Consider the following 26,033-nt stretch of genomic DNA (forward strand, 5'->3'; position numbering starts at 1 on the left):
TTTCAGGTAGTACTCTAACGTGCGCTGGTAACCCTCTGGTCCTGTGATCACCAAACGTGAAAACCGCCGTGCGGTACTGAAGCCAACCTCAGCATGACCGGTATAGGTGTAATCGTACACTTGCCCGGCATTTGTCACGCGAGTCACAAAATCGTTATGGTAACTGCCCGCATAATTTCTCGTCGCGCTAGAGATAGAGAGCTGATCTTGCGTATCGGCCGGGCCACGCATAGTGAACGATTTTGCTGATTCATTCGCGCCTAACGCATTGGTAAAACCACTAAAATGCCAGTCCCTGCCGCCAAGATCGGTGGCGTTACTGTCGGTTGGGTAGTTGAGCTCTGCGAGGATCACTGTCGGTGCTGAGGTTTTTACTATAGAAGCGCGCTTTAATTTCGACCAGCCAGACGCCCCTGTCGCACTGTCATTGGAAAAATAGCTGAATGACATTTCGTAACCCGTGCTCGAAACCATCTTCGCAGGCCGATGAAGAATAACCGAGTTCTGTAGCGTCGCTTTGTCATAGGTGATGGAAACAGTTTCACCGTCAGGGTAGTCAATGAGGGTGGCGTAATAGGTCGTTTGAGAAGGCACAGTGGAACCCGTAACGCCGCTGTAGTCGAAATACGAACTTTTTGATGTATACAATACGCTAATACCGGTTTTACCTTGTACATAGCGAAAAATGTTATTGCCGACCTGTCCGTCGAACGTTGAGCCTGTGTTGTTTTGCGCCATACATCCATTTGACGTGCATTTGAACGCCTCTGAAACCTCAGCGCCAAAGGTCAGGGAAAAGCTCTCGCTGCGCTCATCCGTATTACTATAGAGTTGCCCGACGACTTTACTATCAAACTGTTGCAAGGTGCCTAATGTCAGTCGCGGTGCCGCCGGAACCTCTAACACGGGAAGGTCCGGATTAAATCTACCACTTAACAAGTCAACATTGTTCGGGTCGGGCGTCACTTGCAGCGGCTTGATATTGTACTGCTCTTCCTGAGCCATTGCTGGCGTTGCAAGAAAGGCGCAAGCAATGACGATTGCGGTGTAAAACTGAGTGCGAATGCGCATAACAAAATTCCTATATATTTTAATCAGTAACGGTTGGCGTGGTAAAACATCGGCAATTAAATTCCGATAGGTCCTCCGCCCCCTGATTGATAAAATATGTAGCTTGAGGATTCAGCACTTTCGCTTCCATCCACGCATTGCAGGAAAATGGCACCTGAGGCAAATACGCGAATGTAATGACTTCCGGAGCTCGGCAAATTCGTATACGAGTTCACCTGATTCTCGAAGGTTATAGCGCAGGACGTGGTATTCGTTGAAGCCCACGAAACATAAGTATTGTCGCCCACTCCAGATGCCATCATCGGCACCTCGAACTCAGTAATGACTGGACCCATTAGTTGATCCAGACGCTCATTCCCGACCGCAGTGCGATTGCCTGCCTTGTCATAGGCGTACTCGATAAACGTGGTACCATTATCGACTTCGACGAGACGTCCTTTGGAGTCGTATTTAAAGGTTGACGTCGTTTGCGCAACGGCAATGAGCGGTATAAAGAGGAGAGAAATCAAAACTAAATGACGATTGTGCATGCCTAACACTCCAATGTGATCTGTCAGGCACTCACAAAATGCAACCAACTAACAGCTCGATAATTATCCCAGACGAGCTACTACTCGGCCAAAATCCCTTGACACAATTCAATAACATTCAAACCTGAACGTCAACCATTTTAAAGCTAAAACAACATCTTTTTTGGATTCATTTTATAATCAATGCCATAGTAAAACTAAATGGACTTGCCAGCCTCCGCTACACACTTTCAGCAGTTAGTCACACACATTTGTATTCTCGCTGGTTTGTCCTTGGCTTTGTCGCTGTCCGAGGATAGGACAAGACAGTTGAAGGACATAACAAACGCACTGATGTATTCTGCATTACGGGCACCGTCCAATCATCAATAACGCTATAAGCTTCACCACTTTCGATGAGCTTGCCGACTTGTTCTGCGGGTCGACCACTCATCGAAGACGGGCCGTTAACTGACAGTGAAGGTAGTGCCGGACCTGACCGCATTACAAGTTATAGTTATGACACGAACGGTAATCTGACAGCGTTTCGCAAGCGTGATGGGGTGACGTTGGCCCATAGCTACGATAGCCGGGATCAGCGTACAAGCTCAGTCATACCGAACGAATGGTGGCGCAAACCGAACGGAGAATTTAACAGCGCTAGGAACTGAATCGGTTAGATGATTTTGGTCGAAAAAAGGTAGTGTTCAGAATTCTGTGTCATTTCGTTACCCGGATTCAACCCTCGATAACAGGGTGGCGGCCGCATGGATGCGGCCGCCAAGCCCCACGGATCGGTTTATGGCGTCCCTATGACGAAGGCCCCTGCGAGGCGCAAAGCCAAGCTTAAGACTTCTGGCGTTTCATTGCCTCGAAGAATTCGTCGTTGGTTTTGGTCATTTGTAGCTTGTCGATGAGGAATTCCATCGCTTCCGTTTCACCCATTGGGTGCACGATTTTGCGCAAGATCCACATTTTTTGTAGCTCTTCCGGCGACGTTAACAACTCTTCACGACGCGTACCCGAACGATTGAAGTCAATCGCAGGGAAAACACGCTTCTCAGCAATCTTACGATTCAAGTGCATTTCCATATTACCCGTGCCCTTGAACTCCTCGTAAATCACCTCATCCATCTTCGAACCCGTATCGATAAGTGCCGTCGCAATGATAGTCAAACTACCACCCTCTTCGACATTCCGCGCCGCACCAAAGAAACGCTTCGGTTTGTGCAATGCGTTAGCATCAACACCACCCGTCAATACCTTGCCTGAGCTTGGAATGACAGTGTTGTAGGCGCGTGCCAGGCGGGTAATCGAGTCCAGCAAGATGACCACGTCTTTCTTGTGCTCAACCAGACGCTTGGCTTTCTCAATAACCATTTCAGCAACCTGAACGTGACGATTCGCCGGCTCATCAAAAGTCGAAGCAACCACTTCGCCTTTCACCAAACGGTGCATCTCGGTCACTTCCTCTGGACGCTCATCAATCAACAATACCATCAACACACAATCAGGGTGGTTGGCGGCAATCGATTGCGCAATATTTTGCAGCAATAACGTCTTACCAGCTTTCGGCGGAGCGACAATCAAGCCACGCTGACCTTTACCAATTGGCGAAGCAAGGTCTAGTACCCGAGCCGTAATATCTTCCGTCGAGCCGTTTCCACGCTCCATGCGTAAACGTTCTTCAGCATGTAATGGAGTAAGGTTTTCAAAGAGGATTTTATTGCGGGAGTTTTCAGGCTTGTCAAAGTTTACTTCACGAATCTTCAGAAGGGCAAAATAACGCTCGCCTTCTTTCGGTGGGCGAATTTTTCCCGCCACCGTATCGCCGGTGCGCAAGTTGAAGCGGCGGATCTGGCTGGGCGAGACATAAATATCATCTGGACCAGCTAGGTACGATGAGTCTGCCGAGCGCAAGAAGCCGAAACCATCCTGCAAAATTTCCAATACACCATCGCCATAAATATCTTCGCCGCTTTTCGCGTGCGCTTTCAAAATGGCAAAAATGATGTCTTGCTTACGAGTACGAGCCATGGCTTCAAGGCCCATGGATTCGGCGAGCTGCACGAGCTCATTGACTGGTTTGTTTTTTAATTCTGTAAGATTCATAAGAAGGGTATGACTTTAGTGTCCATAGGAAAACAAAGGGTTAGTTTATATAAAATTTTATAGCTTTAGGGATTCGCTATCTAGCTGCCGTAAGGCTGGCAACCGGAAGAAATATTGATTGAAAAGTAACACCTAAACCAAGATACGTCCAGTTTTTTGCTCGTTCTTTGAGCCAAAACCGCAGAAAAAGTTGCCAAACACTGCGATTTGACAACTTTTTGCAGATTCCTTTTACAGGTTCTGATCAATGAATTCTGCCAGTTGGGCTTTCGATAACGCGCCAACTTTAGTACCCGCAACCTCGCCGTTCTTGAATAAAAGTAACGTCGGGATACCGCGAATACCATACTTTGGCGGGGTTTGACTATTGTGGTCAACGTTCAGTTTACCGATAGTGATGCGATCGCCGTACTCGTTTGCAATATCATCGAGGATAGGTGCAATCATTTTGCATGGGCCACACCACTCTGCCCAAAAGTCTACAAGTACTGGTTTATCAGAATTGAGGACATCTGCCTCAAAAGAATCATCACTTAGCTGAACAATTTTATCACTCATGGTAATCTCCGCTGCTGAATTCGCGTGAAATAATAAAACACTATTATTTCTGTTTTTGAATGTTAGCGCAAACTGGTATGCTTATGCTATGAGTAAAACACACCTTACAGAGACACGCTTTGCCGATCTCGACCTGCATCCGCAGGTATTAACCGCTTTAAACAAGGCGGGCTTTGAGTATTGCACGCCAATCCAAGCCTTAAGCTTACCTATTGCTTTAAAAGGCCAAGATGTGGCGGGCCAAGCCCAAACAGGAACTGGCAAGACACTTGCCTTCTTGATTGCAGCTTTTACTACTCTACTCAACAAACCGCGTTCTGGCGAAAAACGTTATCCGCGCGCTATTATTATGGCTCCTACGCGTGAGCTTGCAATTCAGATCGCTAATGATGCCGAACTGCTTGCTGCTCACTGTGATATGCGCCTCGGGATCATTTATGGGGGCGAAGGTTACGAAAGTCAACGCCAACAACTCGAAGAAGGCGTAGATATTTTAATTGGCACCACCGGACGCCTGATCGACTACTGTAAACAGGGCGTTTATCAACTTGATAAGATTGAAGTTGTAGTGCTCGACGAAGCCGATCGAATGTTCGACTTAGGTTTCATTAAAGATATTCGCTATATGTTTGATCGCATGCCTGGCGCCAAAGAGCGGCAAAGTATGCTGTTCTCAGCCACCTTGTCGCAGCGCGTACAAGAACTTGCTTACGACCACATGAACTCGCCAACTAAAGTCGAAGTTGAACCCACACAAAAAACAGGTATTCGCATTACCGAAGAGCTGTTTTATCCATCTAAGCAAGATAAAATTAAGCTGCTACTGACACTTATTGAAGAAGACTGGCCAGAGAAAGCCATTATCTTCGCCAATACCAAACACGTTTGTGAAAAACTGTATCAGTGGCTCGACGCCGACGGTCATCGCGTAGGCTTATTGACCGGCGATGTTCCGCAGCGTAAGCGGTTGAAAATTCTTGAGCAGTTTAGCGACGGCAGCCTCGACTTTTTGGTTGCCACCGACGTAGCTGCTCGCGGACTACATATTCCAGAAGTCAGTCATGTTTATAATTACGATTTGCCGGACGACTTTGAAGACTATGTTCACCGAATCGGTCGTACCGGCCGCGCAGGTGCAAGCGGTAAGGCAATTAACCTGGCCTGTGAAGAGTATGTCTACAACCTACCAGCGATTGAGGAATATATTGGTCACCCGATTCCGGTCACCAAATACGACCCTGACGCGTTGTTGACTGACATCCGCAGTCCACGCCCAAGTGGTCGTCGCCGCAGCCGCGGTGGACGCCGCGGGGGAAATGGTGGCCAACAGCGCCGACCAGCTGGCCAGCGTAAACCACCAGCGAAGCGTAACGACTAATGCCTGAGCACCCGCGCATCGCCGCAATTGACCTAGGTTCGAATAGTTTCCACCTGTTAATTGCTAAAGCGACATCGCGGGGCTACCGCATTATTGCACGCCATCGGCAAAAGGTTCGCCTCGCCGATGGCCTTAACTCCGACCTTACCCTTAACGACGCCGCAATTGATCGCGGCGTTGAATGTTTAGCTAACTTTGCAAAGCTACTTAACGACTATCAACCTCTTCAAATCCGCTGTGTTGCCACCGCAACGCTACGGAAAGCCTGCAACCGGCAAACCATTTTAAAGCGCTTTGAACACGCCTTAGGCACGCCTATAGACATTATTTCTGGAACTACCGAAGCGGGGCTCATTTATCAGGGTGCCACTGCCGAGCTTGCGAGTCAGCGTTCGGCAATGTTGGTATTGGATATAGGCGGCGCCAGTACCGAGGTGATTGCTGGCATCGGCACTGAACCGCATGTTTTGAAAAGTTTAGATATGGGCTGTGTGGTATGGCAAAATCAGTTTTTCAAAGACGGGCAAATTACCGAAGCACGTTTCGCTGCAGCCATTGATCAAGCAAATCAACTCATCGCGCCCCTCGCTTCGACGTATCAAACCCATGGTTGGGATACGGTATGTGGCGCTTCAGGTACCTTTCGAGCTTTGCAAGATTGTTTACGCCATGCCCAAGCCGAAACCATGAGCGCAGCTTTCATTGACCGATGCCAGGCCCGCGCAATTGAATTAGGTAGCGTAGAAAAGTTGCACCAAATGGGTTTGCGCGACGACCGCATCGCAGTGTTTTGTGGTGGGCTGGCAATACTTTCGGCCCTGCAAAAGAGCCTCGCTATTGCCACAGTCGATTTAGCTCAAGGCGCACTGCGCGAAGGCTTGGTACACACCATGCTGGCGGAACGCAAGCGCTCGCTTGCCTGAATGAACATTTAGTCGGTCAGCTGTTGCGCCGCGTACTTGGCGAAATACGTCAAAATGCCATCGGCTCCGGCACGCTTAAAACCTAGCAACGACTCCATGATAACCTCTTCACTGAGCCAGCCGTTTTCAATGGCCGCTTGCAACATGGCATATTCACCACTGACCTGATAAGCGAAGGTAGGCACTTGAAATTCATCTTTCACGCGACGAACAATGTCGAGGTACGGCATGCCAGGCTTTACCATCACCATATCGGCGCCTTCAGCGAGATCTAACGCAACCTCATGCAATGCTTCATTGCTATTCGCTGGGTCCATCTGATAAGTCTTTTTATTGCCACCCTTGAGGTTACCTGATGAGCCAACGGCATCACGGAACGGCCCATAAAACGCCGAAGCATACTTTGCCGAATACGCCATAATTTGCACGTTACTGTAACCCTGAGCCTCAAGTGCTTCACGAATTGCACCAATACGGCCATCCATCATGTCAGAGGGTGCCACTACATCCGCGCCCGCCTCTGCATGCGATAAGGCTTGGCGGACGAGCGCCTCGGTCGTGATATCGTTTTGTACATATCCTTGCTCATCGATGATGCCGTCTTGACCATGGGTGGTAAAAGGGTCAAGCGCGACATCAGTAATGACTCCAAGCTCAGGTACTGCTTGTTTGATGGCTCGCACCGCACGTTGGGCTAAGCCATCATGAGCCCATGCCGCCTCGGCGTTCAACGATTTGTCGGCTGCCGGTGTCACCGGGAATAAAGCCACCGCCGGTATACCAAGCGCCGCAATCTGCTGACACTCGTCAACAAGCAAGTCGATCGACAAACGTTCGACACCTGGCATCGATGCCACCTGTTCTCGTTCACCTTCACCTGGAATAACGAACATAGGATAAATAAAATCAGCGGGGCTTAAACGATGTTCAGCCACCATACGGCGGCTGAAATCATGACGTCGCAGGCGGCGCATACGACGAAAAGGAAACTGGCTCATACTTTGCATTTAAGAATTATCACTCACATCTGTTGCAGGACGGGCAATTCGAATTTGGTCACGGCCTGCGTTTTTAGCTTCATATAAAGCTTTATCTGCCGCTTCTAATAAGTGCTTGCTGGCAACATGACCGGGTAGACTATTTAACAAGGACATACCAGCGCTAATAGTGATTTTAACCGCTCCCCGCTCAGTCTTAAAGCTATGACTGCGAATCACATCCATCACTGCAAGTACTTTATCGTGGCAGCCAAGCTCTTGCGCCCCCGGCATTAAAATTACGAACTCTTCACCGCCATAGCGGTAAATGCGGTCGCCCGCGCGCCGGAAATGTACTTTGAGTAGCCGGGCTAGCTCAACGAGCACTTCATCACCGACGGGGTGTCCATACTTGTCATTAACCTTTTTGAAATGATCGATATCGATCATCACAATCGCAATATCATAACCAGTGCGGCGTGCTCGTCGAACTTCTAGGGGTAGATCTTCATCAAGCACTCCGCGATTAAACAGCTTGGTTAAGCGATCTTCATTGCTTTTGACCTCAAGCTTTTTATTCATTTCTTTAAGTTTTCGCATCACCGCTTCGAGTTCTTCCGTGCGCTGTTTGACCTTAACTTCTAAGCGTGAGCTCAAGCGTTTTTCAGCAGCCAGACGCTCTTTACGGTTCTCGTTAAAGCGCATCGCCAGAATTAAACTTAACAGCATAATTTCAAATGCTGAGCCAAGCATAATTAAATAGCTCTGAATAAAGAACGATTCGAACAGCCCCAAATAACCAAGCGCATTAATAACAATGGTACTCAGCAATACACTTAACGCCAGCGTGTAGATACGAGCGTAGCCCAAACCTTGCTGCCAAAGACTAATGCCGGTACAGATTAACAGCGCGGCTGCACCGATCGCCAGTATCAAAATCCACTGAATCATCCATTCGTAGGGCAATAAGATGCTTGCCAAGAAACTTAAACCGGCCAAAACCATTACGCCTTGTAAACCACGGTGTAGTTTTGGACTACGTTCTTTTGTTTGCAAAATATGACTTGCCACTAAGCTCGCAAATATAAACGCGATACTACCGAAAATTGGTATCGCTTTACTTTGTAACCACTCAAAGTTTGACCATAAATATTGGTAACCGGAGCCATCAAGGCCTGCCAGAAGCAAGCCAATCGCTAAAATATAAGCACTATAATAGGCAAAATAGGGGTCGCGGGTCAGACTAAAACTGAACAGGTTATAAACAATCATGCAAATGATTAACCCGAAGTAGAGCGCTGTAGCTGTTGTAACCAACTGTTCGTCGCTAAGTAGTTTCGTTGGTTGCCAGATGCTAATCGGTACCCGCATGGAGCTCGACGTCGCCACCTTCATGTAAACAGCCACGCTATCGCGGGTCGCTATCGGCACCACAAAGTTACGACTCGAAATCGGTCGCTGGGAGAACTCCTGCTCATCGCCTACGATGGTGCGTTGAATCACCTGGTTGTTTTGAACGAAATAAATGTCGACATTATCAAGCAACGGATATGCGATGCGCATTACCCGATCGTAATCTGCAGCCGGTAGATTAAAGTGAAACCAATAGGTGTCGGAGGTATAACCGAACGATGCCGCACGCTGATTAAGAACGTCCCAAAAGTTAAGTTCCTTATCGATAACTTGCTCAATTGATTGACGACCGTTTTTATCAACGTGGTAATAGACCGGTGGCATGTCTTCTGCAGTCTCAGCTCGCGCTGATGCTACTGATGAAAATGTCACTAATAGGGCCAGTGCCAACCAATAGACTATACTTTTTGCCATCCGTCGCATCCAAATAGTAAATGACTGTTTTGCCAAGCTGCAGCAGCAATATCATGCATCGAACTACCTCGTAGTTCCGCAACAACTTTGGCTATTTCGGGAAGCCAACATGGCTCATTAAAACTTGGGCGGGGTTTGAGCGTTCTCGGGATTAAAAACGGGGCGTCCGTTTCGAGAATGAGCCGCTCGCTCGGAATCATTGGTACAGCTTGACGTAAAGCGTCCCCACGCCGCTCGTCACACACCCAACCCGTAATTCCGATATAACAGTCTAACTTTAGATACTCTTTCAGCTCTGTGCAACCACTTGTGAAACAATGTACTAATTTTAAAGGCAATTTTTTGCTAAATTTTTGTAATAAACGGTATTGCTCGGCAAAAGCATCGCGCTCATGAAGATAAACTGGGAGTTGTAGTTCTGCGGCAATCTCTAGCTGTTGCTCAAAAACCGCCAACTGAGTTTCAGGTGGTGAATAATTTCGATTAAAATCAAGACCACATTCACCGATGGCATGTACGGCTGGGTGCTGAGCAAACTCACGAAGCCGTTGCGTTAGGTCAGACGGTGCATTTTTAGCATCATGGGGGTGAACGCCGGCGGTGACGATTAACATCGGGTGTTGCTCCGCCAGTTCGATAGCCTGCTCGCATTCTTCTAAGTTACAGGCAATCACCACCATGCGTTCGACACCGGCAGCCTCAGCCTTGGCGATAACAGCATCGGGATCAGCGGCTAAGCGAGAGTGGGTAAGGTTTACTCCCGCATCGAACCACATCGGCGTTGTCATATTAATCTTCTATACGACGCACTCGTATGCGTCGAACATCGCCTTCACGCCCTAGGAAAAAGCTGTTGAGAACGCCTCGTTCAATATAATAATTGCCATCATCAGGCAGTGGCACGGTGCGTGAGTCTGTTTGCTCCCATTTTTGCCCGTTGGTTAAAACAAGCTCCCACTTACCGTAAAAGTTACGCTGCGAATCAGCAATTTCGACATAGATTTTATCTGGTCTTTGCTCGCTTTGATCGGCTAAATGCTCACGCCCAAATTCCTGCTCTGCAGAAGAGGTCGACGGTTGCTGAGAATTCATACCATCAGCTACGGCTGGCGCTTCACCGGCGGCAAGTTTATCGAAGCACACCAAACGTTGTAAGGGGTTACCGATACTTGCGCAGTTCTGTAACTGTTGCTTTGACACCTCTTGCGCACTTGCGTTCGGAACCCATAAAACGGCGAACGAAAGACATCCAATAACAGTGCCCAAGCCTAAGTTTTTCATCATTTTCAATGATCCTACTTCAATAGTTTATTCATGTGTGACGTTTGCATCACATGATTTACGTTGATATAGACTAGCAATCACTAAGCCAAGTTCAAAGAGCAACCACATCGGAATAGCTAATAGTGTTTGCGAAATAACATCTGGTGGCGTTAATACCATCCCCACAACAAAGGCCCCGACAATGACATAGGGCCTTTTTGCACGCAAGGATTTGACCGTCGTTACTCCTGTCCAGCATAGCAAGATAATTGCGACAGGGGTTTCAAAGGCGATGCCGAAGGCCATAAATATAGCCAGCACAAAGTCAAGATAGCGGGCAATATCGGTGGCGACAGTTACTCCTTCAGGCGCTGCATTTGCTAAAAAGTTCAATGCCAGCGGCAAAACAACCCAGTAGGCAAACGCTACGCCAGCGTAAAACAGCAGACTACTGGTGATCATTAGAGGCACCACCAGTCGCTTTTCACGCTTATAGAGCCCAGGCGCAATAAAGCCCCACACCTGCCACAACAGCAACGGCACGGCAACCGCAATAGACGCCACCAATGCAAGTTTAAATGGCGTGAAAAATGGCGTCGCTACGTCAGTGGCAATCAGGGTGCTACCCTGCGGTAGGCTTGCTAACATGGGCGAGGCAAGGTAGTTGTAGAGCTCGTCAGCAAAAAATGCAAATCCGGCAAAAATCACAAGTACAGTAATCACGCTCCACAGCAAGCGGCGACGTAGCTCAAGTAGGTGATCAATTAACGGCGACTGACTCATGAGGAAGGTTTCGACTTATCATTTTCAGCGGCGCTAGACGAATCATCTGCGTCGTCTTTGGGCTCTACCGAGTTCTTTTTCGCATAAGGTCGTTGCACACCGGCTGCTGCTTCACGTAGTTCAGCCATCGACCGTTGCAACTCTGGTGACAACTGTTCGATGTCCATTTTTTCAGCTTTGCTAAGGTGCTCATGTAGCTCTTTGATGCGCAATTCATGATTTAACTCGGCCTGCACCGAGGTGCCAAAGCTTTTCATTTTCTGCACCCCACGCTGAAACCCACGTAGCGCCACCGGCAGACGTTCCGGCCCCAGTACTAGCAAGCCGATGAGGGCAACAAAAAGTAACTCCCAGAAGCCGATATCAAACATAGAACTTAAGCGTCCTTGTCTTTCTCTGAAGTACGATCAACTTTTTTAGGTTCATCCGTCGAGTGGGGTTCATCATCACTCACCGACTTCTTAAAGCCTTTTATTGCTGAACCAAGGTCACCACCTAACGAACGTAACCGTTTGGTACCGAACAGTAGTACAATAATGACCAAAAGAATCAGCAACTGCCAAATACTTATACCCATAACACCCTCGTTTATTTAGTGCTGACCTTGCGCCAGCTCATTGCAATACTTACGACCGAGAAGATACCACTTGCCGCGGTTAACCAATGACTTTGCTCTGTCACCCAGAATAAGGCCGTAGCAACCACGAGCGCACCGCTTGCGATGCCCCACCAGATGCGCCAAGCGAACTGTCGCTGACTATGAACCAGAGCTTGCGCAGCCGCCTGTTGTTGCGCAATTTGATACTTCTGGGTGCTTAAATAATCATAAAGTAGCGTTGGCATTTCAGGCATTTTTTCAGCCCAATAAGGCGCCTGCTCTTTGACCGAACGTAGCACCGCACGCCAGCCCAATTGCTCTTTCATCCAACGCTCTAAAAACGGTTTCGCAGTCTGCCAGAGATCTAACTGAGGGTACAAGGTGCGGCCTAAACCCTCAACATAAAGTAGCGTTTTTTGCAGCAACACTAATTGCGGCTGCACTTCCATTTCAAAACGTCGCGCAGTATTAAACAAGTTCACCAACACGTGGCCAAAGGAAATTTCGGCCAGTGGTTTATTGAATATCGGCTCACAAACGGTACGAATCGCCGACTCAAAGTCTTCCACATTAATATGTGCTGGCACCCAGCCCGAATCGACATGCAGCTCGGCAACTTTGCGGTAGTCACGGTTAAAAAAGGCGAGAAAATTCTCTGCCAAGTAGCGTTTATCATCACGATTTAAGGTACCCACAATGCCAAAATCGATGCCCAAATACTGTGGATCTTCTGGTTTCTCTCGCGACACAAAAATATTACCTGGGTGCATGTCCGCATGGAAAAAGCTATCTCGGAACACCTGAGTAAAGAAGACTTCAACGCCGCGTTCGGCGAGCTTTTTCATATCAACGCCAAGCGTCATCAGGGTATCAACATCGCTCACTGGCACGCCATCGATGCGCTCCATCACCATTATGTTGGGGCGGCTAAAGTCACTGTAAACTTTTGGAATATAAAGTAAGGGTGAGTCTTCAAAATTGCGCCGTAACTGAATGGCGTTGGCCGCTTCACGAGCTAAATCAAGCTCGTCGATCAGCGTTTTTCGGTATTCTTTAACCACTTCCTTTGGCTTTAAACGACGGCCATCGGGGAGGTGCTTCGCCAACACACTCGCCAGGGTTTCCATAAGCTTTAAGTCGGCATCAATCGCACCGCGAATATCTGGTCGAATAACTTTAATGACCACGCTCGCACCAGCATCCTCACCGTGCTTCAAGGTCGCCGTATGTACTTGCGCGATGGACGCTGAGGCAAGCGGGGCGACGGAAAAATCGTCAAAGGCATCATCAATACTGGGCAGACCTAGCGCCTTCTCAATTAGCTGCTGGGCTTGCTCTCCTGCGAAGGGTTTAACTTTGTCTTGTAACTTCGCTAATTCCAGCGCGATATCTGGCGCTAACAAATCACGACGGGTCGATAGCATTTGACCAAATTTCACCCACACCGGACCCAATGACTCCAGCGCTAAGCGTAGCCGCTCTCCGGCCGGTTTATCTTTATGGCGGTTGGGCAACCAAAAGAGGCTGTAGCGTGCAAAGCGTACCGACCACGGCATCCAGCGAGCGGGGATCAGCTCATTCAGGCCATAGTGCAGAAAAGTACGGGTGATCTGATACAGTCGCTTTAGTCGCATAATTAGTTTCGCTGCTCTTGAAGGTGTCGCTCAAGCTTATCTAGCTGCGCTCGAAGCGCTTGTAGGTCGTTCTGAAACTGAATAAATTGCTCACGGGCCGCAAGCACTTGCTTTTCTTCCACTAACACATCGCCAAGCCATTGCTGCGAGTCGGTTTGGAAAGTTTTAAGTCGCGCACGCCCGCGCTCAAACGCATTTACCAAAACTTGTGCCGGCACATCACCGATACGTTGTGACAATTGCTCTGGCCAATCGATATCAAGGTCGCTGAGTAACTTACTCAGTTGTTGCGCCAGCATTGGGTCGCCCTCAATGTCGAGTTTATCGGCCTTGATCAAACGTGTGATGTTAGCGCTGTCACGTAGCTCAGGCAGTACCGCAAGCTCGGTTACAATATGGCAGTCGACGCTGCCATCATCGATCCAACTCAACACCAGCCCAGTCTCTGTGACTGTCACCGTGAACGGCTTGCCAAGCTCTTTCAGAGAAACTCGTACGCGCCGCCCATTTAGTTTCTGCAGGCGCGCAGGTGTTTCCGGGTCTAGGTGCATCAAATGGTTCACCAAGCCTTCTAGGGCTTGCATTGGGAGTACCGTCCACAGCATTAAAATTTAAACCCTCGATGCAAGGCCACAATACCGCCGGTGAGATTGTCGTAGGTCACACGCTCATAACCCGCCTGCTCCATCATGCTTTTTAACGTGTCCTGGTCGGGATGCATGCGAATCGATTCAGCTAAATATTGATAGCTCTCAGCATCACCAGCGACCAACTGACCCATTTTGGGCAGCACATTGAACGAATAAAAGTCATAGGCTTGTGACAACATCGGTGGTACCGGTTTAGAAAACTCGAGCACCAGCAGGCGCCCCCCGGGTTTGAGTACCCGAAACATCGACTCGAGCGCTTTTTGTTTGTCGGTCACGTTCCGCAAGCCAAACGCGATAGTAATGATATCGAAACGCTCATCTTCAAATGGTAAATCTTCGGCATTGGCCTGCACGTAATCGACATTGCCGACAATTCCTTTATTGCGCAGCTTGTCGCGCCCTACATCGAGCATCGCTTGGTTGATATCGGCTAACACCACTTCACCGGTTGGGCCTACACGCCGCGAAAACTGTGCCGTTAAGTCACCGGTACCACCGGCGATATCAAGTACCTTCATTCCCGTTCGTACACCGCTACAGTCAATCGTGTAGCGTTTCCAGATACGGTGAATACCAAACGACATAACGTCGTTCATGATGTCGTATTTTTGCGCCACTGAGTTAAATACATTGGCCACAAGACTTTGCTTTTCATTTTTCGCAACTTGCTTGTAACCAAAATCAATGGTGTCAGACTTCGAATCTTTCATCACGTTGCCTTTTCATAAATGGATGCCTAGTGTACTACGAAATTAAGCTTGGGCGTAGTGGTCGCGGCGCGGTAACCAGCGTTGGATCAATGCTTCGGATGTTTCCGGATAGCTTTGCCACAACTGATGCGCCAGCTCTTGGGCTTCAGCCAACAGATAACTGTGTTTCATTACGTCGGCAACCTTCATTTCGGTCACTCCGGTTTGCCGTTGACCAAGTAACTCCCCTGGCCCGCGTAACTCGAGATCTCGTTGCGCAATCACAAAGCCATCATTACTGTCGCGCAGCACACCTAATCGCTGCGTCGCGGTTTTCGAAAGTGGCGCGTGGTACAGCAACACACAATGACTTGCCACCGCCCCGCGACCCACTCGCCCACGCAACTGATGCAGCTGAGCTAAGCCTAATCGCTCGGGATTTTCGATAATCATCAGGCTGGCGTTGGGCACATCGACGCCTACCTCAATCACTGTTGTCGCCACCAACAAATCTAACTCGTGAGCTTTGAACGCCTGCATCACGGCCTCTTTTTCCGTGCCTTTTAAGCGCCCATGAACCAGCCCTACGCGTAAATCCGGTAATGCTTCGGCCAGTTGCGTCGCCGTGTCTTCGGCGGCTTGGCACTGCAGCGCCTCTGATTCTTCAATGAGTGTACAGACCCAGTAAGCTTGACGCTGCTCTTGCACGCAAACATCATGCACGCGCGCTACCACATCGTCGCGGCGGGTGTCCGGCACGGCCACCGTTGTTACAGGCGTACGCCCTGGCGGTAATTCATCAATCACCGATGTCGCTAAATCGGCATAGGCTGTCATCGCCAGTGTTCGCGGTATGGGCGTTGCGGTCATGATCAGTTGATGCGGCTGGTAGCCCTGCTGTACCCCTTTTTCGCGTAACCCAAGACGCTGGTGCACACCAAAGCGGTGTTGCTCATCAATGATCACTAACACAAGATTATTAAAGGTCACTTCGGCTTGAAACAGCGCGTGCGTGCCAACGATAAGATTGATCTCGCCACTGGCGAGCCGTGTCAGGTTTTCCTTGCGTTGCTTGCTGTTTTGTTTACCAGCCAACCAGCCCACTTGAATACCCAAAGGTGCAAACCACTGCTGGAACGTCAGCGCATGCTGCTCGGCCAGAATTTCGGTCGGCGCCATTAGTGCGACTTGGTAGCCCTGTCCAATCGCCGTTAAGGCGGCAAGGGCAGCAACCAGTGTTTTGCCTGAGCCGACATCACCTTGCACCAAACGCATCATCGGTACGGCTGCGGCCAGGTCTTGCTGGATCTCGCCAACCACACGTTGCTGCGCGTGCGTAGGGCTAAATGGCAATTGTGCTAAGAATGCCTGTTCAAGTTCGGAGTGGGGATGCAAAGCTCGCGCTTGATGTTGTTGTTTAATCGCTCGCAGCTTCAGCAAACTTAATTGGTGCGCGACTAATTCTTCCATCGCTAGTCGCTGTTGCGCCGGATGGGTTCCATCTTGCAACTCGCTCAAACTGACATCCAGAGGAGGCCGATGCAGTAATCGTATAGCATCCGCCAACGCCATGCCATTTGGACGCAGCTGTTCCGGCAATAGCTCATTGACTGCCTTATCGGTCAAGTAAGTAAGCGCCTGCTCACTTAGTTTACGCAACGATGCTTGTTGCACTCCTTCGGTGGTCGGGTAAACAGGTGTTAGTGAGCTTTCGCCAAGCTGCGGCGCCGCACCTTGAATCAATTTGTACTCGGGGTGAATCATATCCGGCCCTTGCAGACCACGGCGCACTTCACCGAAAAGTTGCAATTGAGCGCCTTGCTCAAACTGCTTTAACTGGGCCGCACTAAACTGGAAAAACACTAGGTTCAGTCCGCCACTGGCGTCTTGCACCTTCACTTTCAGCATGCGCCGGCGGCCATAAACAATTTCCGCCTTCACAACCCGCGCAATAACAGTGGCTGTGGTGCCCGCCTGTAACGCTGCAACAGGATAAATGCGCGAGCGGTCTTCGTAACGCAGCGGTAAATGCAGCAGCATATCTTGCACCGTTACCAGCCCCAGCTTCGCGAGTCGCTCTTGCAGCTTTGGTCCAACGCCTTTAAGTACCGTCAGCGGTACTCGGTGCAAGCCTTCGGTAAGCATAGCTATTTAGACCTCACCGCGTGCCACCAGGTTTCATCGGCATCAATTTGCCCATTGGCGTCGAGTGCTGGGTAGGGAAGGTTCTTCAATCGGCATATTTTTGCAAAGATTGGATGCCCTCCCTCGAATAATACACGATGTCGTTCCTCTGCTGGCAGCTGCGCAGTCGCCGATCGGCCTGCGGCGGCACGCTGTCGCTGTGCTTCGTAAAGAATCACGGCAGCCGCTACGGAGACATTCAACGACTCGGCCATGCCCACCATTGGCACCACGATATGTTGGTCCGCCAGGGCTAACGCTTCAGCCGATACCCCTTGTTTCTCTTGGCCTAACAAAATGGCCGTGGGCAAACGGTAATCAACCTCACGAAAATCAACCGCCGAGTCAGACAAATGGGTGACTAGAACTTGCTTGCCCTCCGCTTTTAACTGACTTACCGCAGCCGCCGTCGAAGTGTGATGGTGCATTTTCACCCATTGTTGCGAACCCTTTGCCGTGCCGCCTTTGACTTTCCCTCGGCGGTCAAACCAAACGGCGTGCATTTCGTGCACGCCAACGGCATCTGCCGTGCGTATCAGCGCAGATAAATTATGGTTTTTGTGGACACTTTCAAGGCACAGCGTAAGATCAGCCTGACGGCGATCGAGCAAAGCATTGATGCGAGCAAAACGTTCCGGCGACATAAGGGTTCCAACGTGCGTTATTCGTTCGTCGTTGTTCGTACGCTCGGCTTCGCCTCTCTGCGTACGAGTAACGAGAAGCGTAGCGTACGAACAACAGTTTTTTAGGAGTATAACGGCATGCGCGAGCTAACCCTAGTGTTTCAACACACTGATTTTTATGTACTGAATAAGCCCGCCGGCGCGCCCATGCATGCCAATGAACACGAATCCAGTGTTGTGCATCAGCTTGGCGAACAACTTGATGAGCAGCTTTGGCCCGTTCATCGACTCGACACCCCCACTTCTGGCGCGTTACTTGTGGCGCGTCAGCGCAGTGCGGCCGCTGAATTAAGTCAGCTCTTTGCCGAACGACAAATTACCAAAACCTATTTAGCGATTGCCTCTGGGCGTCCCAAGAAAAAACAGGGCTGGGTGATTGGCGATATGAAAAAAGTTCGACGCGGTGACTGGTGCCTATTACCAAGTCGCAATAACCCGGCGCGTACCTATTTTACCAGCACACTACTCTGTCCTGGCTATCGTGTTTACACTTTGCATCCCAGTACGGGTAAAACCCATCAACTGCGGGTCGCTCTGAAAAGCCTCGGTGTGCCGATTGTTGGTGATAGTCGCTACAATGGCGAAGAACATCGCCATTTGCACCTACACGCCTGGCAGCTAAAGTTTTGTTACCAGGGTGAAACCATTGAAGTAACCGCCCCGCTGCCGAGTCACGGCTACTTTGCTGAACTGTCAGCGGAAGTCTAATTGGCAAATTCAGTAGCATCAAGGCATACTCGAAGTCACCTTATTAACCCAAACCCGAAAGGTGTACTGTCATGTTAAAACCTACTGTCTTGGCTTTAGCCTGTGCCGCCGGCATGCTCGCTTCAGCTGCGAGCGTTGCGCAAGAACCGGTACGTATTTCTGCTGAACTTGAATCCCAAGTGATTGAATGGCGAAGAGACTTTCACCAGCACCCAGAGCTTAGTAACCGTGAATTTCGCACCGCAAAAATTGTCGCCGAACATTTACGTGAACTCGGTATTGAGGTGCAAACTGAAGTTGCCCATACCGGCGTGGTCGGTATTTTAACTGGCGGTAAACCAGGTCCAACGGTGGCCTTGCGCGCTGACATGGACGCCTTACCGGTAACCGAGCGTGCAGATGTACCCTTTAAATCGGAGGTCACCACCGAGTACCGAGGTGAAGAAGTAGGTGTTATGCACGCCTGCGGCCACGATATGCATGTGGCGATGCTGATGGGCGCGGCCGAGAAACTTGCCGCCATGCGCGAAGATATTGCCGGTACGGTCATGTTTATCTTCCAGCCAGCGGAAGAAGGTGCGCCGAAAGGTGAAGAAGGTGGTGCGGAACTGATGCTTGATGAAGGGCTCTTTACCGATCTAACACCTGATGCTGTGTTTGGTATTCACGTTGGTTCGTCAGCACCTACCGGCTATATCGGTTATCGTAGCGGACCACTGATGGCGTCGGCCGATCGCTTTGAAATTAATGTCAAAGGCGTGCAAACCCACGGCTCTCGTCCTTGGGGTGGTGTCGACCCTATTGTTGCGGCAGCGCAAATTATCAACAACACACAAACGGTGATTAGTCGCCAAACCGATATCACCAGAGGGCCAGCGGTGGTTAGCTTTGGCATCGTTGATGGCGGCGTGCGCAACAACATCATCCCTGATGAAGTTTATCTGGAAGGTACCATTCGAAACTTTGACATGGAAAACCGTGCACAAATCTTCGAAAACCTGAAGACCACAGCTGAGCACACCGCCCAAAGTTCAGGTGCTGAGGCTCATGTACATATCGACGAAGGTTATCCAGTAACGGTCAATGACGCCGCGCTCACAGAACAAATGCTGCCGACCATGAAGCGTGTGGCCGGAGCCGATAAAGTTGTAGTAAGCCCACTCATTACGGGTGCCGAGGACTTTTCATTCTATGCGCTAGAAGTTCCCGGGCTATTCGTGTTTTTAGGGGTAACACCTGAAGGTACCGACCCCGCAACTGCACCAAGCAACCATTCGCCGTATTTCTATGCCGATGAGGATGCGTTAAAAATTGGCACTGAAATGTACGTCAACTGGGTATTTGATTACGCTAAGTAACCAACGTTAATCGCTAAGGAGATGCAATGAGCGCACAGCATGGCAACCTAGTAAGTGAAGGCAAATGCGTTCAGTGGCAACAGTTACTCAAATCGGGAAACCGTATATTTATAGGTTCTCACGCTGCTGTCCCCCATGCGCTCATTGCTGACCTTAGTGCCCACAGTAAACACTTGCACGATATCGAAGTAGTACAAGTGTATGCCTTAGGCGACAATAAATGGGCCAATCCAGAATACACCCAACAGTTTAAGGTGAATGCCTTATTTATTGGCGGTCAGCAGGTGCGCAAAGCTGTCGCCGAAGGACGCGCCGACTACACCCCTTGTTTTATGTCCGATATTCCCTCGCTGTTTCAAGATGGTATTTTACCGTTAGATGCGGCATTGATTATGGTCAGTCCAGCAGACAAGTATGGGTATCATTCGCTCGGCGTCTCGGTAGATATTGTCTCTGCTGCATTGCGCTCGGCGAAAAAAGTGATTGCACAAGTGAACCCCAAAATGCCGGTCACTTTTGGTCAGGCGTTTATTCATAAAGGGCAGATTGATGCCTTTTTCGAGGCCGAAGCCGAGTTACCTGAAATTGAAGCCACAGAGCTCGATGCTGTCACCGAGCGGATCGGCCAATATGTTTCATTGCTGATTGACGACGGCGCAACCCTGCAAATTGGCTTTGGCAATATTTGCGATGCGGTTCTGCGCTATCTTGGTAACCATCAAGACCTTGGCGTGCACAGCGAAATGATCACCGACGGCATTATGCAGTTGATGCAAGCTGGGGTGATTAACAACCGCAAAAAAACCTATCATCAGCATAAAGCCGTCACGAGTTTCTGTGTTGGCAGCAAAGCCTTATACGATTTTGTCGATGGTAATCCGCATATCGGTTTTTATCCAAGTGAATACGTTAATTCACCTGCTAATATTGCCCGCAACGACAACATGATATCGATTAATAGCGCCATCGAAGTTGACCTGACGGGACAAGTGGTTTCGGACTCTATTGGCCATCAGTTTTATAGCGGTATTGGTGGGCATGTCGACTTCAGCCGCGGTGCGTCAATGAGTAAAGGCGGTAAACCGGTTATTGCACTGCCGTCGACGGCGAAAGATGGCACCATCTCACGCATTGTTCCACACCTAACCGAAGGTGTTGGAGTGGCGACTTCGCGTGCTCATGTCTACTACGTGGTGACCGAGTTTGGCGTCGCCTCCTTACGCGGTAAGAGTATTCGCGAGCGAGCTTTGGAACTTATCCGCGTGGCACACCCTAAGTTTCGTCAACAGTTATTGGACGAAGTTCGCCAACACTATTATGTGCCGAACTACCAAACGCTAAAGTCCGTTGAGGTTCCTGAATTAGGCCGCGTAGGTTTCAAAAAGCTCAACATTGATGGTCAATATTACGATTTGCGTCCACTGAACCCCAGCGACGAACGGCGTCTGCAAGAGTTCTTTTATTCGCATACCAAAGAAACCCTGCAAATGCGTTACAACACTGTCCCGACACAAATGAGTCGCGAGAAATCATGTACTTTAGTCAGTGTCGATCAAGCCAGTGATTTAGCCCTTTGCATTGTTCGACAAAAAGGTTCAGCTGCAGAAATTCAAGCCGTTGGCCGCTATTACTATGTGCCGACCAATAACAGTTGTGAGGTCGCTTTTGTTACCCGCGAACTCCATCAAGGCAAAGGCATGGCAAGTTTATTACTCGATCAAATGATCGCTATCGCTAAGGCACGAGGTCTAGCCTTCATGGTCGCCTATGTGCGTAGTGAAAATCAAAAAATGTTAACCGTGTTTGAGCGCGCTGGCTTTCAACGTGTTCCAAGCGATGACGTAGGCGAAGTTCATCTTAAATTAGCTTTAACAGGCACCCACTAAAATGTCCGTCACGATTTTCAGCCATCCATCCTGTATGCAGCACCAAGTGACCGAGGTACATCCCGAAGAGCCAGCTCGCTTGAGTGCGATTAACGATCAGATCATACGGTCTGGACTGGAGCTCGCTCTGACGCAACGCGACGGACACCCGGCCAGTAAGGAACAGCTAAATCGCGCCCACGATGCCAGTTACGTCGATGAGATCTTTGCCAAGGCACCCACTGAGGGACACATTTGGCTTGACCCTGATACCTTGATGACTGAAGGCTCTTTGCAAGCTGCGCTTTATGCTGCGGGCTGTGGTATCGATGCCGTTAATGAGGCGATGCAAGGTGCTAACCCGCGCTCGTTTTGCGTCGTGCGCCCACCCGGCCACCATGCCACTGAGAAGAAAGCGATGGGCTTTTGTATCTTCAATAATATTGCGGTGGCTGCTCATCATGCCATGGCATGTTATGCACTTGAGCGTATTGCGATTATCGATTTCGATGTGCATCACGGTAACGGCACCGAATCAATTTTCCTTAACGACCAGCGAGTGTTGCTATGTTCGTCATTCCAGCATCCGTTTTACCCGCACACAGGAGCTTCTACCACGCAGCCTCATATTATTAACTGTCCGATGCCTGCCGGTACCAGCGGGAGCGAATGGCAGGCCGAAGTTAAGCAGCGTTGGCTACCAGCTTTACATCGCTTTAAACCGCAATTAATTTTAGTGTCAGCTGGTTTTGATGGCCATAGCGAAGACGACATGGGTCAATTCAACTTGCGTGAAACAGATTATTTCTGGATAGCTGAGCAACTTAAAGGGCTAGCCGAGCAACACTGTGAAGGGCGCGTGGTGGGAATGTTAGAGGGGGGATACGACCACAGCTCTCTGGGTAGAAGTGTGGTCGCATTCATCAAGGGCTTACTTTAATCGCTTTGCAGCTGACTGCGAATAAGCTTTTTATCAATTTTCCCAACACTGGTACGTGGTATCTCATCGACCACTTTAATGGTATCTGGTACCGCCCACTTTTCGATGACACCGTCGTCGATAAAGTTTTGCATAAACTGCACCACGGCGTCGTGATCCACCGTTGCTCCTTCTCGAACTGTCACCACAGCATGCGGCCGCTCTCCCCATTCATCGTCAGGTAAACCGATCACCGCAGCAAGCTCAATATCGGAGTGTTGGCTAATCAAGTTTTCGATGTCGAGCGACGACACCCATTCGCCCCCAGTCTTAATCACATCTTTGATACGGTCTTTGATTTGCAGCGTGTAGCCACTATCAATGCTGCCGACATCTCCCGTGTGCATCCAGCCATTCGCCCATAACTCTTCGCTTTTTTCCGGCTCATGCAAATAGCCTTGAGTTAACCATGGGGTGCGCACCACAACTTCACCCATCGCTTCGCCATCATGGGGTAGGAAGCGACCATTGGTATCAATAATTCGCATATTCACCAAGGGCACAGGTTTACCGGTTTTCACACGCGTTTGTACCTGCTCAGAGGTGTCAAAGTCTGCCGCGTTACGCGGTAACCAGGTTGTGCTTAGCAGCGGGCACGTTTCTGACATACCGTAGCCAGTATAAATTTGGATTCCGCGATCTAAGGCGGCTTTGGCTAACCCTTCGGTCAGCGCACTACCGCCGATCAATACCTGCCAACCGCTGAAGTCAATCGCTTTGGCCTGCTCACTGCTAAGTACCATTTGTAAAATGGTAGGCACACAATGCGAGAACGATACCTGCTCGCTCACAAACAGCTTTAACAGTGTCGCAGGTTCGTAACGCCCTGGATAAACTTGCTTTAAGCCCATCATGGTTGCGACATAAGGTACGCCCCATGCGTGCACGTGAAACATGGGTGTGATCGGCATATAAACACTCGACGACTGCATCAATTGCATGTTGTCGTTCATACTGGTGGTCGAAGCCAACGCTAAGGTATGCAATACCAATTGCCGGTGTGAAAAATAAACGCCTTTCGGATTACCGGTGGTGCCGGTCGTGTAAAAGGTCGTAGCAACCGCATTTTCATCAAAGTCAGGGAAGTCAAACTCAGTCATTGCGCCGGCGAGTAAACCTTCATAGTCACCAATCGTTTCCAGCGGTGCTTCAGGTGCCTGCGCTTGATCGGTTAGCTGCATATAGCTTTTAACTGTGGTGAGCTGGTCTTTAACTTGCGCCAACAACGGCAGAAAATCGTCATGGGCTAATACTAAATCGTCCTGTGCATGATTCATGGTGTACACGATCTGCTCAGGCGCTAAGCGTACATTAACCGTATGCAAAACCGCACCGATCATGGGTACCGCGAAAAAGCATTCCAAGTAGCGCGGGGTATCCCAGTCCAACACGGCAACGGTGTCGCCTTCTTTTATTCCTGCCTCAGTTAACACATTTGCCAAGCGGTTCACCCGTTCAACAAACTCGGCATAGCTAAAACGTTGTCCGTTATTGCCTCCAACGATTTCGTTATCGCCAGCGTAGCGTTCGGCTGATAGCAGTAGTTGCTTGATGAGCAACGGGTAGTTATAAGCGTCGTCGGCAGGTGGAATGAGTTTAACAGCCATAGTAGCTCCTTTAAGTGAAAATTCGTTGCTCGTTGCTCGTACGCTTCGCTGTTCGGACGCGCTTCGCGCTGTTCGTTAAAACCAACGAATAACGAACAACGAATAACGAGTAACGGCTTTGTTTTTATCTACCACTTTCTGGTGACTTCGTAGATGTCTGTTCGTCTATCTTTTAAATTGGTAACCGACCCCTCATGATGTAAATACCGTAATTCGTCTAAATTTAGATCAGAGAAAATCAGTTGTTCGGTATTCGGCGTTGTCTCTGCCAAAATTGCATCATAAGGGAACGCAAAGTCTGACGGCGAAAATACCGCTGACTGAGCATACTGTACATCGAGACTTTCCACTTGCGGCAAGTTACCCACACTACCGCAGGTGACCACATAACATTCGTTTTCTACCGCTCGTGCCTGCGCGCAATGACGAACACGCAAATACGCATTCTGTGTATCTGTCCAAAAGGGCACGAACAATATCTCTAAGCCTTCAGCGGCCATCAGTCGGCCCAGCTCTGGGAACTCGACATCGTAACAAATTAGAATGCCGACTTTACCCGCATCAGTATCGAACACCTGTACATGGTTGCCGCCCTCGATGACCCAGTCGCGCTTTTCGTGCGGGGTTACATGAATTTTACGCTGCTCTTCAACCGTGCCATCTCGACGACATAGATAAGACACATTATAGATAACGTCGTCTTCATCGAGGGGCATTGAACCGGTGATAATGTTGATATTGTAACTCACAGCCATTTGCGACATCTCGCGCTTAAAGCGCTCGGTATAACCGGCTAAGAAGCGAATCGCATCTTTTTGTTGGCTTTGATCAGTGAGCCCCATTAAAGGCGCATTGAAGAACTCCGGAAACACCGCAAAGTCACTTTGATAGTTCGACATCGCATCGACAAAATACTCCACTTGCTTAAGCATCTCTTCAACAGAATCGATTTCTCGCATTTGCCACTGCACCGCTCCAATTCGAACATTTCGAATTCGGCTTCCCAAAATGTTATCTGATGGCTCATAGAGGAAATTATTCCACTCTAGCAATGTGGCAAAGCCTTCCGAGCGTTTGTCTTCAGGCAGATACTTACCTAACAGCCGCTTCACGGTGAAGTCATTGGCGAGCTGGAAGGTTAAAATGGGGTCGTAAATTTCACGCCGGTGAACCCCTTCAATATATTGTCCGGGGGTTAAGTCGTCGGTGTATTTATGGAAATTAACGATGCGACCACCGGCTAAAATTGCCTTCAGATTTAACTGCCGACAGAGCTCTTTTCGTGCATCATAAAGCCGGCGCCCAAGCCGGAATCCTCGGTAGTCAGGATGAATCAAAACGTCTAAGCCGTATAACGCATCGCCTTTACGGTCATTGAGAATATTCTCGCGCGCGTCCATCAAATCGTCATAGGTGTGCGGGTTGCTAAAGCGTGCGTATTTTACTCGAACCGTTAACGCAACGCCCACGAGTTGGCCGTTATCCTCAAGTAAGATTTGGCCTTCGGGAAATTCTTTTACCAATTTAAGGATGGTGTGTTCACCCCAGGCGCCGCCGATATCCGGATAAACCTTATCCATCAACGCCTTTAGTTGGGGGTAGTCTTCGTTGCGCAAATTGCGTAATTGCAAATGCAGTTCATCTGGGCTCATAGACATCCTTTGTAATCCTTAGTAC

The 26,033-nt window shown here is 49.4% G+C and carries 25 protein-coding genes; 7 read left to right on the top strand and 18 right to left on the bottom strand.

Annotated elements, in window-relative coordinates; translation table 11 throughout:
• Positions 1-1,071, bottom strand: a 1,071-nt coding sequence (locus tag PSI9734_RS08375; RefSeq protein ID WP_173920672.1) for a hypothetical protein, incomplete at its 3' end; no start/stop codon positions are given.
• A gap of 56 nt (positions 1,072-1,127) precedes the next feature.
• Positions 1,128-1,601 carry an RHS repeat domain-containing protein gene (locus tag PSI9734_RS08380; RefSeq protein WP_173920673.1) on the bottom strand — a complete coding sequence of 158 codons (474 nt, stop codon included), beginning with the start codon at positions 1,599-1,601 and terminating at the stop codon, positions 1,128-1,130.
• A 395-nt stretch (positions 1,602-1,996) separates the two neighbouring features.
• On the opposite strand from PSI9734_RS08380, the gene PSI9734_RS08385 reads away from it, so the two are divergent.
• Positions 1,997-2,251 carry an RHS repeat domain-containing protein gene (locus tag PSI9734_RS08385; protein WP_173920674.1) on the top strand — a complete coding sequence of 85 codons (255 nt, stop codon included), beginning with the start codon at positions 1,997-1,999 and terminating at the stop codon, positions 2,249-2,251.
• Between the two features lie 175 nt (positions 2,252-2,426).
• Here the strand turns inward: PSI9734_RS08385 and rho are convergent, their stop codons facing one another.
• Both rho and trxA read right to left on the bottom strand, forming a co-directional pair.
• Positions 2,427-3,692 carry a transcription termination factor Rho gene (gene rho, locus PSI9734_RS08390; RefSeq protein WP_173920675.1) on the bottom strand — a complete coding sequence of 422 codons (1,266 nt, stop codon included), beginning with the start codon at positions 3,690-3,692 and terminating at the stop codon, positions 2,427-2,429.
• Between the two features lie 231 nt (positions 3,693-3,923).
• The gene (trxA, locus tag PSI9734_RS08395) at positions 3,924-4,250 is read right to left on the bottom strand and encodes a thioredoxin TrxA (RefSeq protein ID WP_173920676.1); all 327 of its coding nucleotides are present in this window, start codon (positions 4,248-4,250) and stop codon (positions 3,924-3,926) included.
• Between the two features lie 88 nt (positions 4,251-4,338).
• On the opposite strand from trxA, the gene rhlB reads away from it, so the two are divergent.
• The gene (gene rhlB, locus PSI9734_RS08400; protein WP_173920677.1) at positions 4,339-5,628 is read left to right on the top strand and encodes an ATP-dependent RNA helicase RhlB; all 1,290 of its coding nucleotides are present in this window, start codon (positions 4,339-4,341) and stop codon (positions 5,626-5,628) included.
• Positions 5,628-6,551, top strand: coding sequence for a Ppx/GppA phosphatase family protein (locus tag PSI9734_RS08405; RefSeq protein WP_173920678.1), 924 nt, complete (start codon positions 5,628-5,630; stop codon positions 6,549-6,551). Before rhlB ends, PSI9734_RS08405 begins: the two co-directional genes overlap by 1 nt.
• An 8-nt stretch (positions 6,552-6,559) precedes the next feature.
• On the opposite strand, the gene hemB is transcribed toward PSI9734_RS08405, so the two are convergent.
• The 12 genes from hemB to trmH are packed head-to-tail and all read right to left on the bottom strand — an operon-like array spanning position 6,560 to position 17,800.
• Complete coding sequence (hemB, locus tag PSI9734_RS08410; protein ID WP_173920679.1) at positions 6,560-7,558, bottom strand: porphobilinogen synthase; 999 nt, start codon at positions 7,556-7,558, stop codon at positions 6,560-6,562.
• Complete coding sequence (locus PSI9734_RS08415) at positions 7,559-9,355, bottom strand: sensor domain-containing diguanylate cyclase (protein WP_173920680.1); 1,797 nt, start codon at positions 9,353-9,355, stop codon at positions 7,559-7,561.
• Positions 9,340-10,143 (bottom strand): TatD family hydrolase, encoded by an 804-nt coding sequence (locus PSI9734_RS08420; RefSeq protein WP_246194851.1) that lies wholly within the window; start codon positions 10,141-10,143, stop codon positions 9,340-9,342. The genes PSI9734_RS08415 and PSI9734_RS08420 overlap by 16 nt, the downstream gene beginning before the upstream one ends.
• Before the next feature lies 1 nt (position 10,144).
• Positions 10,145-10,639 (bottom strand): hypothetical protein, encoded by a 495-nt coding sequence (locus tag PSI9734_RS08425; RefSeq protein WP_173920681.1) that lies wholly within the window; start codon positions 10,637-10,639, stop codon positions 10,145-10,147.
• A gap of 24 nt (positions 10,640-10,663) precedes the next feature.
• Complete coding sequence (gene tatC / locus PSI9734_RS08430) at positions 10,664-11,401, bottom strand: twin-arginine translocase subunit TatC (RefSeq protein ID WP_173920682.1); 738 nt, start codon at positions 11,399-11,401, stop codon at positions 10,664-10,666.
• Positions 11,398-11,772: a Sec-independent protein translocase protein TatB gene (tatB, locus tag PSI9734_RS08435; protein WP_173920683.1), complete on the bottom strand. Its 375-nt coding sequence runs from the start codon at positions 11,770-11,772 to the stop codon at positions 11,398-11,400. The genes tatC and tatB overlap by 4 nt, the downstream gene beginning before the upstream one ends.
• 5 nt (positions 11,773-11,777) lie before the next feature.
• Positions 11,778-11,978, bottom strand: a complete 201-nt coding sequence (gene tatA, locus PSI9734_RS08440) for a twin-arginine translocase TatA/TatE family subunit (protein ID WP_173920684.1) — start codon at positions 11,976-11,978, stop codon at positions 11,778-11,780.
• A gap of 11 nt (positions 11,979-11,989) precedes the next feature.
• On the bottom strand, positions 11,990-13,633 hold the full coding sequence (gene ubiB, locus PSI9734_RS08445) for a ubiquinone biosynthesis regulatory protein kinase UbiB (protein WP_173920685.1): 1,644 nt from the start codon (positions 13,631-13,633) through the stop codon (positions 11,990-11,992).
• 2 nt (positions 13,634-13,635) lie between these two features.
• Positions 13,636-14,217, bottom strand: coding sequence for a ubiquinone biosynthesis accessory factor UbiJ (locus PSI9734_RS08450; protein WP_246194853.1), 582 nt, complete (start codon positions 14,215-14,217; stop codon positions 13,636-13,638).
• A gap of 20 nt (positions 14,218-14,237) precedes the next feature.
• On the bottom strand, positions 14,238-14,993 hold the full coding sequence (gene ubiE, locus PSI9734_RS08455) for a bifunctional demethylmenaquinone methyltransferase/2-methoxy-6-polyprenyl-1,4-benzoquinol methylase UbiE (RefSeq protein ID WP_173920687.1): 756 nt from the start codon (positions 14,991-14,993) through the stop codon (positions 14,238-14,240).
• A 42-nt stretch (positions 14,994-15,035) separates the two neighbouring features.
• Entirely contained in the window at positions 15,036-17,117 is a 2,082-nt protein-coding gene (recG, locus tag PSI9734_RS08460) for an ATP-dependent DNA helicase RecG (protein WP_173920688.1), read from the bottom strand.
• A 2-nt stretch (positions 17,118-17,119) separates the two neighbouring features.
• The gene (gene trmH / locus PSI9734_RS08465; protein ID WP_173920689.1) at positions 17,120-17,800 is read right to left on the bottom strand and encodes a tRNA (guanosine(18)-2'-O)-methyltransferase TrmH; all 681 of its coding nucleotides are present in this window, start codon (positions 17,798-17,800) and stop codon (positions 17,120-17,122) included.
• A gap of 117 nt (positions 17,801-17,917) precedes the next feature.
• On the opposite strand from trmH, the gene PSI9734_RS08470 reads away from it, so the two are divergent.
• The 4 genes from PSI9734_RS08470 (at position 17,918) to PSI9734_RS08485 (ending at position 22,710) form a co-directional block, all read left to right on the top strand.
• On the top strand, positions 17,918-18,547 hold the full coding sequence (locus PSI9734_RS08470) for a TIGR01621 family pseudouridine synthase (protein ID WP_173920690.1): 630 nt from the start codon (positions 17,918-17,920) through the stop codon (positions 18,545-18,547).
• A gap of 71 nt (positions 18,548-18,618) precedes the next feature.
• A complete protein-coding gene (locus tag PSI9734_RS08475) occupies positions 18,619-19,905 on the top strand; it encodes an amidohydrolase (protein ID WP_173920691.1) in 1,287 nt (428 codons plus the stop codon).
• A gap of 26 nt (positions 19,906-19,931) precedes the next feature.
• Positions 19,932-21,791, top strand: a complete 1,860-nt coding sequence (locus tag PSI9734_RS08480) for a GNAT family N-acetyltransferase (protein WP_173920692.1) — start codon at positions 19,932-19,934, stop codon at positions 21,789-21,791.
• Position 21,792: 1 nt separating this feature from the next.
• Complete coding sequence (locus PSI9734_RS08485; RefSeq protein ID WP_173920693.1) at positions 21,793-22,710, top strand: histone deacetylase family protein; 918 nt, start codon at positions 21,793-21,795, stop codon at positions 22,708-22,710.
• Here PSI9734_RS08485 and PSI9734_RS08490 read toward each other — a convergent pair.
• Positions 22,707-24,356: a fatty acid--CoA ligase gene (locus PSI9734_RS08490; RefSeq protein ID WP_173920694.1), complete on the bottom strand. Its 1,650-nt coding sequence runs from the start codon at positions 24,354-24,356 to the stop codon at positions 22,707-22,709. The two genes, PSI9734_RS08485 and PSI9734_RS08490, sit on opposite strands and share 4 nt — an antisense overlap.
• A 128-nt stretch (positions 24,357-24,484) precedes the next feature.
• The gene (locus tag PSI9734_RS08495) at positions 24,485-26,008 is read right to left on the bottom strand and encodes a bifunctional GNAT family N-acetyltransferase/carbon-nitrogen hydrolase family protein (RefSeq protein ID WP_173920695.1); all 1,524 of its coding nucleotides are present in this window, start codon (positions 26,006-26,008) and stop codon (positions 24,485-24,487) included.
• Positions 26,009-26,033: the final 25 nt, after the last annotated feature.

Origin of the sequence: Pseudidiomarina piscicola (genome assembly GCF_902806985.1) — a bacterium.
In the GTDB taxonomy this organism is placed as follows: Bacteria; Pseudomonadota; Gammaproteobacteria; order Enterobacterales; family Alteromonadaceae; genus Pseudidiomarina; species Pseudidiomarina piscicola.